Below are 14,777 nucleotides of genomic sequence, written 5' to 3' on the forward strand. Positions count from 1 at the left end.
ACGGAGGGAGATGTTGAAATGGGACAGCTGATTGATGGGCACTGGGTAGCGGACATCTCTGTTCTTCCGCAAAAACAGGGGCGGTTCGTGCGCGAGCCATCGCAGTTCCGCAACTGGGTTCGTGAGGATGGATCTTCGGAATTTCGAAGCGAGGCGGGCCGCTACCATCTCTATGTTTCGCTCCAATGCCCTTGGGCTTGGCGCGCAATCGTCTATCGAAGCATCAAGAAGTTGACTGCCGTAATCAGCATGAGCGTGGCCATTCCTAACGGCCGCGAGGAGGGCTGGGTGTTCGGCGACTGGGTGGACGGGTCGACTAAGGACGATGCTGAGGGGTTTTCGCACCTCCGTCAGGCCTATACCAGCGCGAAGCCGGACTACACGGGCGTCGTTTCGGTTCCCGTCCTGTGGGACAGGAAACGTCGTACCATAGTTAACAATGAGTCGGGCGAAATCATCCGAATGTTGAACAGCGAATTTAATCGCTTCACGAGCGCACAAGAGGACTACTACCCGTTGGCGCTTAGGCCTCAGATCGACGAGGCAAACGACCGAATTTATCGTGGCCTGAACAACGCGGTCTATCGCGCCGGTGCGGCGGGATCACAGGAGGCCTATAACGAGGCATATTCGGATGTATTCTCCACTCTAGATTGGGCGGAGGAGAGCCTTTCGCGCAATCGATACCTTCTCGGCGCGGAGCTTACCGAAAGCGATTGGCGGCTCGCTGCCTCCCTGTTCCGATTCGATTTGGTCTATTACCCTCTGTTCAGGTGCAACCAGCGAACCATCGCCAGTTATCCCTGTCTGTCGAACTATCTTCGCGATATTTATCAGACTCCGGGCGTGGCAGGGACGGTACATGCGCGCCAGATCGTTCGCGGCTACTATAGCCAGAGATGGAACAGTGCAGGAATCATACCCCTCGGACCGGAAGGATTCGAGGCTGCATTGGCGGCCCCTCATGATCGCTCGACCACATTTTCATAATGGATTGAAATTCCGTCATGGCGCAAGCAAAGAAAGAAGAAGTCAGGAATCGGATTTTGGAAACGGCGGACCAGCTTTTTTGAAAGCAACGGCTATATCGGAACCAAGATCGCTAAGGAATGCCAACTAGCCAGTTCGACGATCTATGTCTACTTTCCTTCGAAGCTTTCGATCATTTTCGCCATCATCGAGCCTTGGCTGCTCGCACAGGTTCGGCTTACCGAGCGGGAGGCATCCAAGATCAATGATCCTCACGAACGTCTGGAATTCGTTCTTCGGCGCTTCTGGCGAGATATCCCGTTAGCGCGCGACAATTGCATGAACAACGTCCTGCAGGCACTGGCGGTATCGACCGGCGTCGACAATTACCAGCCGACAACATTGAATATGCTAAGCGAGCATATGCAGACACTGATCACCGGTTGTTTGCCGGAAGACCTAGTGGGACGCTTCGATTTCCCGGTTGGCTGTATTCGCTTTCGACGGCTTTGTTATCAACCATCATCTCAATCCTGCTGTGGTGAATGACCGGAAGATCATCAAGGTGGTGTGCGAAATGGTCCTCGGTGAACGTAGTTCGAAATCGACAAGCAAGACATCGAAGGTGGCAGGTGCTCGAAGTACAGAGGGTCATGAGCAGCATGCGTAAGTTTTGGTGCGCGGTAGGAGGTGAAGTCTCAATTGGCGTCGGTTCGCTGTGAAGTGTTATCGCTCCCAAAAAGACGCGCTGGCCTAGATTGTATTCTCGACCGATCTGCTTTACGTCGGGTGGCAGTCGAGGGCGTTGATGGAATCGACGGGGTCGTCGCATACTTCGCGCGGATTTATACAAAAGTCGGAAGGGTTCATGATGACGCGCTCGACGAGCGAGGTGCCACTAACTGCTGGACCGGACAAAGGTCGTAGGTGCATGGAATTGCAGGCCGAGATCCGCCGCGCATAGCGTTTCAACGGGGGACCCTGAAGAGTACGGGCGGTCCAGAACAGGAGTTGGATTACCTGTCGCGATCGAGAAGGTACTCTCGAAGACAGGTGGCTATGGGCCAAGAGGAGGGTTGTGGATGCTATTCTATTTACCCACCTATCTATGGTCGCCCGCGCGGCATGGATGGCCCGACACGTTGACCATCGTGGCATCCATACGCGTTGAGGCCGGGAGAGCGGCCTGCACTTCAGCTAGCCCTCGATTATAGAAGGCTGAGTCCCTTTGTTAAGTAACATGACGACCTGTCACTGCTTATCCGCCCAACGCTATCGGATCGAACGAATCCTTACCGTCGGGGCATTTGCTTGGAGTTTACTGTAGATATGAATCAATCCCAATTCGACTTTGATTTTCTAGTGATTGGTGGTGGGAGCGGTGGGGTGCGCGCTGCGCGATTCGCTGCCCAGACAGGCGCAAAAGTCGGCGTTGCTGAAGCTACGAAGCTTGGTGGCACCTGTGTGAACGTAGGCTGTGTACCGAAAAAACTTTACAGCCATGCCGCAACGTACGCCGAATATTTCGAAGAGGCACGCGGATTCGGCTGGACGATCGGTTCCATACCCCAATTCGACTGGGACACACTGAAGAAGAATCGGGCAGCGGAAATATCGCGTCTCAACGAGTTGTACCGCAGCTTGCTCGACCAGGCCAACGTGCAGATTCTCAATGGGTGGGCATCGTTCATCGACCCGCATACGATCGACGTGTCCGGCCAGCGTTTCACGGCGGAAAATATTCTGATCGCTACGGGTGGACGCCCATGGATTCCTCCGATTCCAGGTAGTGAACTCGGCGTCACTTCTGACTCCATGTTCGATTTGCCCACGTTCCCACGGAGACTGCTTGTCGTGGGCGGTGGTTATATTGGTTGCGAATTCGCTTCGATATTCAGTGCGTTGGGTGCCGATGTCGTTCAGGTGCAGCGTCACGATCGACTCATCCCTGCATTCGACGAGGATCTCTCAAACTTCCTCGCACAAGAAATGCGTAAATCCGGTATCGATATCCGGTTCAATACCACCGCTCTAAGGCTAGAACGCTCAACCGGCGGCATCAGGGCGCATCTTGATAATTCCCAGGCGATCGAAGTGGACGTAGTTCTTTTTGCAACGGGAAGGCTGCCTGCGACGCGAGACCTCGGTCTGGAAAAGGCCGGAGTAATGAACGACAGGAACGGAGCCGTCGCGGTCGACGCGCAGTACAAGAGTAACGTCCCGTCGGTGTTTGCCGTAGGAGATGTCAGCAGTCGCCAGCATCTGACTCCCATCGCGCTTGCCGAGGCTATGGTGGTCGTGGACTCACTTTTCCGCGACAAGCAGCGGGTAATGGACTATAGCCACATACCCACGGCGATTTTTACGCACCCCAACGTGGGCACCGTGGGGCTGACGGAGGCACAGGCTCGGGAAAGGTTTGGGGACGTCGCAGTATATCGCACCGACTTTCGCCCTTTGAAACATACGCTCAGTGGCAGTAGCGCACGCACGCTAATGAAGCTTGTCGTCGACCGAGCGAGCGATAAAGTCGTTGGCGTTCATATGGTCGGCGATGAGGCGGGCGAGATCATTCAAGGATTTGCAGTCGCGTTACGCGCCGGGGCAACAAAGCAACTTTTCGATACGACTGTGGGCATTCACCCGACGGGTGCCGAAGAATTTGTAAGTATGCGTCAACCGGTGGTTTGACCTCTTGGTTGCGTTGCCTTTGTGCGGAGCCGAGCGGCTCCGCCGGCCACATCGTGCGATAGATAATGGCGACGATTTGCCGACGTCTTCCGCTGCCAGAAGTCGCATCGGCTGGATCCGGCGCAATTGGGCGGGAAACTCTCGAAATTGTGAGCGATATGGGGTATTCGTCCTTTTCGTGCTAAATCTGGCGGATTTCCTGGATTTTTCTTTAAAAATCAAAGTCGTATGCGGTCGTCAATTTTTCCGAAGGTCGGCGCCTTAACGCAAAATCTGGCGCTTTCATCGGGCCGTACGGCGAGCGCAGGTTCGAAGGTGACAAGCAAATCCGCACCATGCGCCCGCCGTTCGGGTCCACGCTTCGGCTCAGCGCGTGCCTTGGCGACCAGACGCGCATTGCCCAAGTTGAACTGCCTGATCTCCCTCTGCGAGACGACGAGTCCAGTATCGAGGTTCATCGTCACTGGTTCTGCCGCGCCGCTTCACTATCCGGCCGTACGCTGCCAACGTGCCGCATCCAGTAGCATGTCGCGATAACGGTCAATCGGAAAGCTCAACGTACCGCGGAAATTGACATGCGCGAAGTGCGCCGGCCCCAGCCGCCGCAACCAGTCGTCGTCAATTCCCTGTCCTTTGCGTTGCCAGTCATCAAGAGTGGTCTGCATCCGCTGCGTGTTCCACGCAACTACCAGGTTTGTCAGCAACGTCAACGAGCCGGATATTGCAATCATTTCGTCGCGGCGCCGTCGGCGCTCAGGCGCGATCTTGCCGGTATAGATCGCGCGCTGCAGTTGATGAACGGATTCGCCGCGGTTAAGCAACGTATGCATTTCGCGACGAAACTCCAGGTTGCTAAAGTAATCGCACAGGAATAGCGTGCGCAGTAGCTTGCCAAGGTGGTCCGCCGCCCGGTACACCGGGTCACCCTGCGCGGCGCTGCCGAATCGCTGCAAAGCGACACTTGCGCTCACGCGTCCCGAATGAATCGACGCGACGACGCGCAGCAGTTCCTCCCAGCCATCCCGAATTGCCTTGATGGATATTTCGTAGGCAACGACCGATACCAGCCCGTCGGGAGCGGCCACTCGTCGGGGCAAATACAGTTTGCGTTCCGAGAGGTTGCGAAGCCGCGGGCATAGATCGAAACCGAGGAGCTTCGACACCGCCATTCCTACATTCGTGTACCCATGCGTGTCTACCGAAAGTCGCAGCAACCCGCCGTCGTCACGGTTCTCGTTGTGACGGATCACACCCTCGATCGCGACTCCAGCCTGACGTTCGTTTAGCACAATCGGCTGGTTATAAACGATGCCGTGCTGGTCCAGCACGTGCGTATACATACCCACCGCATGAGTGCGACGTCGCGGATCGACCCGCGCATAAAAGAGGTGCCTTGACGTATCAAGACTCATTGAGTCGCTTGATGCCTGCCGTCCGGCGCCCCAGAGTTCCGTAATCGGATGGCTGCGCTGGAATTCAACTACGCGGTCGTTTGCACGCGGCAGCCGACCGGGCATCTCAAGCAGGCGCATTGCCGTCGAAATGTGCGCAGGGTCCAGCTGCGGGATCATGGCGGCAACGTTCTTCGCGTCCATTTCCGTGCCGTGGGCGATCAGCGCAGCGTACAGCGAGACGAGTTCGTTTGCATCGCGCGCCTTGCGTGACCGGAGCACTTCACTGAAGCCCGTGTGGGCATCCGTCTCCATGATAATGTCGGCGAACTGCGCGGTGCCGATCTCCTTGAATATCAGATCCCGCGTGCGTTTCGGTATGCCGTCGGTCGGCAATGCCTCGATTGCGGACAAGTGCAACGCGCCGTCGGTACCGATTGTCACGCGATCTGCCTCTCGCGCCTCCTCCAGCGCAGCAAGGCCTGCCTTCAGGTGTTCCGTCAACCGTTCTAGAAACGGCTCCGCGGTCCCCGGCAACCCGAGCGACGACAGATAGCGCTCGCGATCGCTTTCCCATTGCGTGGGCGGAATCAGCAACTGATCACGCTCCCGGAACGACAGGCTGTGGTTGATCCAGACCGAGCCGCGTCGAAGCCCCTTACGCAGACCTGTGATTGCCGATGCTTCCAGTGCCCGCAACGCGCGCGCCCGATCGTCACCCTTGACGAGATCGCGCCAGGCGGCGCTTACCGGCACATCGCAGTTGGGTGGCAATTCGGTCGCGCCACTGTCATGCAGTGTGCCGATAAGTTCAAACTGTTGCAGGCTTTGTTCTGCTTCGCGGCCTACGAAGCCTAGCTCGCGTAACGGCCCCAGCAGGTTGCGGATGCGGTGATGATCGTCGGTGAGCGCTTCGCGTACGTAGGCTGCATGACTTGCCGGTGATTTGTCCGCGAGGCCGTCCAGCAGTTTGCCTATATCGTCGAGACGTTCCTGCGCCGGACGCTTGCCATCCTGAACCAACGCCTTGATCGCGAGCAGTTGCTGCCGGTATTCGACAGCCGAACGTGCCTGCCGGACCGTCGTACGGTCGTAAGCCTGCCGCACAAGGTCCGAGACCCTGCGTCCTGCCTGATAGAGGAGGGCGTCAGTCAACTCGAGCAGCGTGACCCGCAGGAAAAAAATCAGCTCAATGGTGCGGGTCGACTCCTTGAGTTCACGAACCTTAGCAGGACGGCGAGCCTGGATGCGCTGCGCGTATGCACGCTGCTTTTCGATCGGCACGGCGTCGAGTACCCACGTGTGCGCACCGAGTTCCTTGAGGAACCGAACCTTCGCGAGGGTTTCGGTAAGCGTCGTCGGGCTGTGTCGCGCGGGCGGCGTCTTCAGCCATTCGAGAACTCTCATGCCGGAGGTCCCATGCTGGGCAGAGAGGACAGAATCGGCATGCATTAACTGCGTTTCCGTGACTGCTGCTTTGATAAGTGCGAGCAGACCACGCTCAAGGTCCGACCAGATCTTGCGGCCGAGATCGCGCAATTTCCGCTCGGAGGGTATCAGGATGCGACGCTCATACAGCCAGTAATGGACGTGCTGGAGCAGCTCTTCAAGGGTAAGTGATTCGGCGGCATCCTGTCGCATCCACTCTTCCAGTGCCGCCCAGTGGTTCGGTTCGATCGACGTCAGGCCGAGATATTCGCAGGTCCAGACCTGATGCTCGTACAGCGTCTTATAGCGTTGATAAAGTGTGCGAAGGGAGGCGATCGTCGGGGTAGGAAGGCCAAGCCGCTCGCCAACGTAGTGCAGTAACGCGCGCGGCAGTGTGCCGACATGATCAAGGGTGTGGCCGCTGGCACGCAAAAAGACTAGTTGGATGGCAACGCCAGCTCGGCGATCGCGCCAGAATCGCTCGTTGATCGCGGCAATGTCGCTGTCAGTCAACGCGAAGTAGCGCTCCACGTCGAATTCCGACAGTCGGGAGGGCAGGCGATCCTGCCCCACATAGCGAAATTCCAGGCCTGGCATCTCCTCCCTCCCGTCAAGGTGGCGCGATCTGTAATCGCGGGCGGGTACGGTATCGCAGGCGCTTTTGGTTGTTCAGACAAAAGTCAGATCCCATGGCAGTTCGCGAAATCAGGCTCTGAAGGGAAAACCGCCAGATTTAGCACGAAAAGGACGAATACCCCTTTTCGGACTGGCTGACGGGCGCGTGATCGACGGCAGCGTCGGGGGCAACAGCGCCCGCTGGCTGAACCACTCCTGCCGGCCGAACTGCGAGGCGATCGAGGACGAGCGGGGGCGAGTTTTGATCGAGACGATCAGAGCAGTGAAGCCGGGCGACGAGCTTTCTATTGCCTACGGACTGACTATCGATTAAGCGGTTACTCCGGAATTGGCCGCCGACTATTCCTGCCGCTGTGGGACGAAGCGGTGTATCGGTTCGATGCTGACCTTGGCGGGCGAATAGGAAGCGCCCTGCCGGACGCGCTCACAATGCCAGTTCTACTTTTCCTTCAACGCACGGAGGCGCCGACGCTTCAAGATATGCAGGTCTGTAATTCGGGAAAAATGGGAAAAATGGGATAAGTTGGGAAAATGTGCTATGCTTGGTTCCACATACTTAAACCCCCATCGGGAACAAAGATGCTGAACTGGGATGACGAACTCCAGCTTTCGCGGCTCGAGGTGGAGCAGGCGAGGCAACTCGCTGTAGCACCGCTGGACGACGCGATTGCGCATACCGATCGCCTTTTCGCGAAGGTTGATGGGTTAAACGCGTCTCCCGAACGGGCGCAACTGATCGAAAAGATTCTCGCGTTGCGCGCGGAACAAGTGGCCATTAAGCGTGAGCGCCTGGCCCAGTTGGATCGCCTGCTCCCGGCGAACGTGCGGCTTGTGCCGGTACGTGCTGGCGATCTCACTAAGGCAGTCATCGGTTATGAAGCAACTGACTACGCCGATTACAAGGTCATTCGCCGTAACGGCTCGGTAGTCAGCTTCGAGCCGAGTCAGCTAGTCGAGGCTTTTCAGCGGGTCGTCGACCACTTCCTTGCTCCGCGACCTGTCCGCTGGTTCCACTTCACGCGGACGCGCGGTTTGAATTTCGTACGGAGCATGCTTCAACGGAAAGCGGCCAGTCGGCTGGTTTCCCGTTGCGGACAGCGCGTTTGGCCGCCGCAAGCGCATCCTTTCCATAGCCGGAGTACAGCGTCCCGATCCCGCATGCTCGCGCCCGTTGGCGCGCCCCCCCTGGATTGCTGAGCAGGAGTTGAAATGGAACTGGCAAGCAAACACAACCACGCAGGTGAGAAAGCAGACCTGCGAGCCCTCGTAAATGGGCAGTACACGGGTGACGAGCACGCCCTGATCGAGAAGGTCGCAGCAGACCTGCTCGCCGGTGTATCGGCCCGTGCCGGTGGAAAGCCTGGAGCGCGAAAGATCGCCGGCCTGTCCAGCGAGGCAGTCCGCAAAGAAATTGTTTTGCGGCTGGCCGAGTGGCTGATCCGGGATAACGGTCGTGCCGGTGATGCCCGCCCGTCGTGTTTGCCAGTTGCCAGATGGAGCCCGGAGAAAGTGATCGATCACACCGGCATATCGAAAAGCACGCTTTATCGCGGTGACCATGCACAGTTCTACAGCGTGGTGCCGCCCGGCAAGAAGAACGGTCGCGCGTATCCTGCGTGGCAGTTCACTGCCGACGTGCCTTCGCATCTGCCGCATCTGCTCGAGATTCTCCGCAGCAATTCACGGATGCAGGTCAACACCTTCTTCATGTCCGAGCAGGAGTCGCTGGATGATCTCTCGCCTGCTGAAGTCCTCGCGGGAATGCCGTTTGAGGACCGGCTGACGGTGGTGCCAGCGCAGGAACGGATGCTGGCGCTTCCGGCAAGGGCACGACTCGACAGGATCGTCGCGCTGGCCAGGATGGAGGTGGCTGACCTGGATTGAGAAACAGACAATCCGATGTCAGAAAACAAACAGTCGAAAATAGATCGGTCGCTGCCGGTTGCGGAAAAAGTCCCGACCACAGCACAGATTCTGAATGCCCTGCGGGGACAGATTTACACGTACGAAGTCGATCGCGTTTTTGTGCGCGCCGTCACCAACCCGAATCACGTGGCAACGGCGTCGCCATGCAAGCCGGGACGCTTCGGCCCATCGCCCGAAAAGGCTGGCGACGATTTGCGGCTTCCGTTCACGTGGTTGTATCTGGCGCTGGACAATCTTGTGGCCGCATGGGAAGGTCAGTTGGTGCTGAACAACTTTGGCGCCGGAACCGGCTTCCACATTACTTACAAGGCTGAAGCTGAGGGCCTGCTGGCGAACGTCAGGTTTGTGCGGCAGCTCCGCCTGTGGAGCCTCGACGAGGATCACAGCAGCCGGCTCGGCATTCACGACATGATCAACGAAGGCGAATACGCAGCCTGTAACCTGTTGGGCGAGCGGATTCGCGAAGCGATGTTGACGATGCCGAAGGATGAGCGGCCTGACGGCTTCGTCTATCCCTCCCGCCGCGTGAAAGGCGCCCCCGCGCTGGCTCTCGCTGATTGGGCAGCCAACGATTTGTTCGAGGGCGCGAACGTGGCGACCATCCGGTTCGTCGATTCCGATCTCTACGGCCGTTTCCGTGTAGACCCCATGCGCACGGAGCCGCCCGCACGCGACGCACGGTAAGGCACTGCAGGCTGCGCAGAAACGCAGGTTGCCCACGGCAATGTCGCCGCGAGTCTGCAGCAGATACTCGGCCCTCTTCATGAACCAACCTATTCGTTATTGCTTCCCGCCGCGAACAACTAGTCCCAGTCGTTTTCAGCGGAGATTCCAACTGTGGCGGGCAAGATTGGGAGACGCAGAAGGATCGGATAGTTGCAGGCTTCTTCCTTCCGGTGCGCGTGCTCTCGCGCCTGTTCCGGCGACGCTTCCTCGAGGAGCTGGAAGCGATCTATCGCCGCGGCCAGTTGCGCTTCTTCGGCGAATACGCCGAGCTCAACGATACGGCAGCCTTTGCCGGGTGGCTTGCGCCAATGCGTACATGTGAGTGGGTGGTATACGCCAAACGCCGTTTGCAGGGCCCAAAGCAGTGCTCGCCTATCTGTCACGCTATACCCACCGGGTGGCGATCTCCAACCAACGCCTGGTCGCGCTCGACGAACATGGCGTCACCTTCCGCTGGAAGGACTACCGCGTAGACGGACGCACACGCAACAAGACCATGACGCTCCAGGCAGATGAGTTCGTGCGCCGGTTCCTGCTGCACGTGCTGCCTGGCGGCTTCCACCGCATCCGCCACTACGGTCTGCTCGCGAACCCATCGCGGCGCGAGAATCTCGCGACGATACGCGAGTTGCTGGACGTCGTGCCTGTCAGTGTCGGCCTCAGTGCCAACGTCGTATCCGCCGTGGAAATACCGCCAACCTTCGTTTGCCGGCACTGCGGTTCGCCAATGATCATCATCGACATACTCCAACGCAGCAGACCTATCCGGGCGCCGCCTGTCGAGTGGGTCCACGCATGAACACCATCGTGTCAGGATGCACAATTCGACTGTCGGCTCTTTGTCGCGCGCAGTTGTAAATTGATACAGCGGGGGTGCGTGGGGGGCGACAATGAGTACGTCCGGTGTACCGACATTCATCTTGGCCGGTAGTGATGAGTCGGAGGCGGCGTAGCCGCCGAAGACGAGGAACTGCCGGCGGCGCCGGATCGGCGGGGCTTAGGATGGCTGACTGAATCTAAAAAGAGGCGGTCAGCCCATGTCTGGAAGCCGCATCACCGACCAGCAGGTCCGCCTCTATATGAACCATCGCAAACACCATCCGCAGAAGCTCGCTGCGGCGAAGTCAGGCATGAGCGAGCGCACGGCGCGGCGTGTCGAACACGAAGCCGGACTACCGTCACAGCAGCCGCGGCGCTATTGGCGCTCGCGCCCAGATCCGTTCGCCGATGTCTGGGAGAGCGAAGTGGTCCCATTGCTACGCGCTGCGCCAAAGCTGAAGGCGATCACTCTGCTGCGTAAATTGCAGGAGGACCATCCCGAGCGCTTTCCGGACAGCATGCGGCGCACGTTTGAGCGACATGTCAGCCAGTGGCGCGCGCTCGAAGGGCCGAACCAGGAAGTGTTCTTCCCTCAAACATATCAGCCCGGCGCACGAGGCCTGTCGGACTTCACGCACATGGGCAAGCTGTGCGTAACGATTGGCGGGATCCCGTTCAACCACCTGCTGTATCACTTCGTGCTGGCGTTCTCGCGCTGGGAGTACGCCAGCGTGGTCGATGGCGGGGAGAGCTTCCAGGCGCTCGCGACGGGATTGCAGAATGCGCTGTGGCAGGCTGGCGGCTGCCCACGCGAACATCGCTCCGACAGCCTGTCGGCGGCCTTCAGGAACCTGCAGGAAGAGGAAGACTTCACAGTTCGCTATGCGGCTCTACTCGAGCACTACGAGATGGAAGGCACGCGCAGCAACCGTGGCATGGGTCATGAAAATGGCAGCGTCGAGTCCTCGCATCGCTATCTGAAGGATCAGGTCGATCAGGCCCTGGAGTTGCGAGGTCATCGCGACTTCGCGGACCGCGCCGCGTACGACGAGTTCGTGCGCGGAGTGGTAATGCGCCGCAACCGGCGCAATGCAGCAGCGTTCCAGATCGAGCGCGAACACCTGCTGGACCTGCCTGAGCACCGGACCACCGACTTCGCCGAGGAAGAGGCACGCGTGACACGCTGCGGCACGTTCACCGTACGTTGTGTCCTGTACAGCGCCCCGTCGCGGCTGATCGGTCATCGCCTGAAGGTACGCCTCTACAGTGACCGGCTCGATTGCTATCTGTCCGGCGCGCTCGTGCACAGCACGGCAAGAGCCACGCACACGAGCAAACGGCGCGGTCGCGGCATCGACTACCGGCACTTCATCGAATCACTCAAACGCAAGCCGCAGGCCTTCAGGGGCCTCGCGTTCCGTGACGATCTGTTTCCGCGTGAAGCCTACCGGCGGACCTGGGAACGGCTCGAGGTAGCACTGACGCCGCGCAGCGCATGCAAGACCATGGTGGGGCTGCTCGAGCTGGCAGGAAACCACGGCGTCGAGGCGCAACTGGCGCAGAGGCTCGATGCATTGCTCGAACTCGGTGAACTGCCCGACCTGAAGGCGCTGTTCGATGAGTTCGCGCCGCGCCAGGCCGAGTGTCCGGTGGTTGTCGTCGACATGCCGTCCGCCGCGCTCTATGACACGTTGCTCGATGAGGAGGTGCTCGCATGAACGCCGCCTACGATGCAGGCCGTATCGCGCTGATGCTCAACGAATTGCGCCTGCCAACCATCGGCCGGTTGTGGCCGGACTTCGCCGAACGCTCAGACAAGGAAAGCTGGCAGGCCTCCCGGTTACTCGGTGCATTGCTCGAACATGAACTCGCCGAGCGGGCCAAACGCAGAATCGAGCGTCATCGCACCGAGTCGCATCTGGATCCGACCAAGACGCTCGCCACCTTCGACTTCGGCGTTGTGCCCATGGTCTCGAAGGCGCATGTGATGGCGCTGGCCACCGGCGATTCGTGGCTTGAGAAAGGCGCCACGATCCTCCTGTTCGGCCCACCCGGCGGCGGGAAAAGTCACTTGGGATCCGCCATCGGCCATGCACTCATCGACGCTGGCTACCGCGTATTGTTCACGCGCACCGGCGAAATCGTGCAGAAGCTCCAGGTCGCGCGTCAGAGTCTGCAACTGCCTTCGGCGCTCGCGAAGCTCGACCGGTTCGACCTGATCATCCTCGATGACCTGTCGTATGTGCGAAAGGACCAGGCGGAAACCAGCGTGCTGTTCGAGCTGATCGCCGAGCGGTATGAGCGCAAAAGTCTTCTGATAACGGCCAATCAGCCGTTCTCGGGCTGGAATGATGTCTTCCCTGACCCCGGCATGACGGTGGCCGCCATCGACCAGCTGGTCCATCACTCGACGATCTTCGAGCTGAACGTCGAAAGCTACCGGCGCCGCAAAGCCAGCGACAAACAGAAGGAGCGACGCCGTCAATTACCCACTGACAACCCGAACGGAGCGACAACCATGGCCAGCTAAACAGCGACAATCACCTCGGCCGACCGGCCAAGATGAATGTCGGTAAACCGGACCTTCTGCTTGACGCTGTCCAGGTGCGGACAAAATCCTGGACTACCTGGAGGTAGTTCATGTTTTCATACGAAGATCGCATTCGAGCGGTTCGACTGTACTTGAAGCTGGGCAAGCGCATCGGAGCCACCATCCGGCAGTTGGGCTACCCGACCAAGAATTCTCTGAAAGCCTGGCATCGCGAATACGAGGAGTGCCGTGATCTACGGGCTGGCTATGTCCGTTCCAGGCCCAGGTATTCGGCTGAACAGAAGAAGGTAGCCGTCGATCATTATTTGAGCCATGGCCGCTGTGCTGCCGCAACCTTGAGGGCTTTGGGTTATCCGAGTCGCGAGACGCTGGCGGCCTGGATCGAAGAGCTGTGTCCTGAAATCAGAAGACGTATTGTTGGCCGAGCCGTTGATCGCGTTCCAAAATCACAAAAGGTGAAGCAGGCGGCAGTCATCGAACTGTGCACCAGAGAGCATAGCGCGCGCGAGGTTGCCGAGAAAACAGGCGTGAGTCGGCCAACGCTGTATAACTGGAAGAATCAGCTACTCGGTCGAGAGGTTCCAGCATCCATGAAACGCAAAAAGAAGCCAGCGCCGGACCATGAGCGTGTGGAACTGGAACAACAGGCCGAATCGCTCCGACGCGACATCCAACAGTTGCAGCTTGAACACGATATTCTGAAGAAGGCGAACGAACTGATAAAAAAAGGAATGGGCATCAACCCGCAACTCCTGAGCAACCGGGAGAAGACGATGCTGGTTGATGCCCTGAAACAGACCTATGCGTTGCCAGAGCTGTTAGCCGCCCTGGGTCTTCCCCGCAGTTCTTACTTCTATCACCGTGCACGGCTGTTGGTTGCTGACAGGCATGCTGATGCACGTCGCGTCATCGCGGACATCTTCGAACTCAATCACCGTTGCTACGGTTATCGTCGGATTCGCGCGGCATTGATCAGGCAACAGGTCGTCATCTCGGAGAAGGTAGTGCGTCGTTTGATGCGACAGGAAGGTCTGGCCGCTGCCACGACCAGGCGACGTCGCTACGGCTCCTATCGTGGAGAAATAAGCCCTGCGCCGGAGAACATCATCAATCGCGACTTCTGTGCCGCCGCTCCTAATCAGAAATGGCTAACGGACCTTACCGAGTTCCAGATCCCGGCCGGCAAAGTGTATCTGTCGCCGGTTATCGACTGCTTCGACGGTCTCGTTGTAAGCTGGTCGATCGGCACGCGGCCGGACGCCGAACTCGTCAATACCATGCCCATGCTCGATTCGGCGATTGAGTCAGTGGCCGGCTGCAAGGAGCGGCCTGTCGTTCACTCGGATCGTGGTGCGCACTATCGCTGGCCAGGATGGCTGTCGCGAATGCAGAATGCCAGACTGACTCGCTCGATGTCGCGCAAAGGATGTTCGCCGGATAATGCAGCCTGCGAGGGTTTCTTTGGGCGCCTCAAGACAGAGCTATTCTATCCTCGTGACTGGCGGGCCACGACCGTTGATCAATTCATCGAAGTCGTTGACTCTTATATCCGCTGGTACAACGCAAAGCGAATCAAGGTCTCGCTCGGCTCTCTTAGCCCGATCGAATACCGGCAGAGTCTTGGAATCGCGGCATAAATC

12 protein-coding genes and 1 pseudogene are annotated in these 14,777 nt (G+C 58.7%); 11 read left to right on the plus strand and 2 right to left on the minus strand.

Features of this window, described 5'->3' with window-relative positions; genetic code table 11:
* The first annotated feature begins 18 nt into the window (after positions 1–18).
* The 3 genes from P0D96_RS29350 (at position 19) to gorA (ending at position 3,660) form a co-directional block, all read left to right on the plus strand.
* A complete protein-coding gene (locus tag P0D96_RS29350; protein WP_408221308.1) occupies positions 19–990 on the plus strand; it encodes a glutathione S-transferase family protein in 972 nt (323 codons plus the stop codon).
* Between the two features lie 318 nt (positions 991–1,308).
* Complete coding sequence (locus tag P0D96_RS29355; RefSeq protein WP_408316983.1) at positions 1,309–1,518, plus strand: hypothetical protein; 210 nt, start codon at positions 1,309–1,311, stop codon at positions 1,516–1,518.
* A 780-nt stretch (positions 1,519–2,298) separates the two neighbouring features.
* A complete protein-coding gene (gene gorA, locus P0D96_RS29360; protein ID WP_408316985.1) occupies positions 2,299–3,660 on the plus strand; it encodes a glutathione-disulfide reductase in 1,362 nt (453 codons plus the stop codon).
* 218 nt (positions 3,661–3,878) lie between these two features.
* Here the strand turns inward: gorA and P0D96_RS29365 are convergent, their stop codons facing one another.
* Together P0D96_RS29365 and P0D96_RS29370 are read right to left on the minus strand one after the other, a co-directional pair.
* Complete coding sequence (locus P0D96_RS29365) at positions 3,879–4,118, minus strand: hypothetical protein (RefSeq protein WP_408316987.1); 240 nt, start codon at positions 4,116–4,118, stop codon at positions 3,879–3,881.
* A 27-nt stretch (positions 4,119–4,145) separates the two neighbouring features.
* Complete coding sequence (locus P0D96_RS29370; RefSeq protein ID WP_408316989.1) at positions 4,146–7,076, minus strand: Tn3 family transposase; 2,931 nt, start codon at positions 7,074–7,076, stop codon at positions 4,146–4,148.
* Positions 7,077–7,260: 184 nt separating this feature from the next.
* On the opposite strand from P0D96_RS29370, the gene P0D96_RS29375 reads away from it, so the two are divergent.
* The 8 genes and pseudogenes from P0D96_RS29375 to P0D96_RS29410 all read left to right on the plus strand — a co-directional run bounded on the left by P0D96_RS29375 (position 7,261) and on the right by P0D96_RS29410 (position 14,774).
* Complete coding sequence (locus tag P0D96_RS29375) at positions 7,261–7,428, plus strand: SET domain-containing protein-lysine N-methyltransferase (RefSeq protein ID WP_408316991.1); 168 nt, start codon at positions 7,261–7,263, stop codon at positions 7,426–7,428.
* A 266-nt stretch (positions 7,429–7,694) separates the two neighbouring features.
* Positions 7,695–8,312, plus strand: coding sequence for a hypothetical protein (locus tag P0D96_RS29380; protein WP_408317032.1), 618 nt, complete (start codon positions 7,695–7,697; stop codon positions 8,310–8,312).
* A 12-nt stretch (positions 8,313–8,324) separates the two neighbouring features.
* Complete coding sequence (locus tag P0D96_RS29385) at positions 8,325–8,999, plus strand: hypothetical protein (protein ID WP_408316993.1); 675 nt, start codon at positions 8,325–8,327, stop codon at positions 8,997–8,999.
* Positions 9,000–9,140: 141 nt separating this feature from the next.
* A complete protein-coding gene (locus P0D96_RS29390) occupies positions 9,141–9,725 on the plus strand; it encodes an RES domain-containing protein (protein ID WP_408316995.1) in 585 nt (194 codons plus the stop codon).
* A 128-nt stretch (positions 9,726–9,853) separates the two neighbouring features.
* Positions 9,854–10,566, plus strand: a pseudogene (locus P0D96_RS29395) (IS91 family transposase); the annotation flags it as partial.
* A 238-nt stretch (positions 10,567–10,804) separates the two neighbouring features.
* Positions 10,805–12,304: an IS21 family transposase gene (gene istA / locus P0D96_RS29400; RefSeq protein WP_459252701.1), complete on the plus strand. Its 1,500-nt coding sequence runs from the start codon at positions 10,805–10,807 to the stop codon at positions 12,302–12,304.
* Positions 12,301–13,116: an IS21-like element helper ATPase IstB gene (istB, locus tag P0D96_RS29405; RefSeq protein WP_408316997.1), complete on the plus strand. Its 816-nt coding sequence runs from the start codon at positions 12,301–12,303 to the stop codon at positions 13,114–13,116. Before istA ends, istB begins: the two co-directional genes overlap by 4 nt.
* Before the next feature lie 110 nt (positions 13,117–13,226).
* Positions 13,227–14,774, plus strand: a complete 1,548-nt coding sequence (locus tag P0D96_RS29410) for an IS3 family transposase (protein ID WP_408316999.1) — start codon at positions 13,227–13,229, stop codon at positions 14,772–14,774.
* The last annotated feature ends 3 nt before the right edge of the window (positions 14,775–14,777 follow it).

It is taken from the genome of Paraburkholderia sp. RL17-347-BIC-D (assembly GCF_046027915.1).
GTDB lineage: Bacteria > Pseudomonadota > Gammaproteobacteria > Burkholderiales > Burkholderiaceae > Paraburkholderia.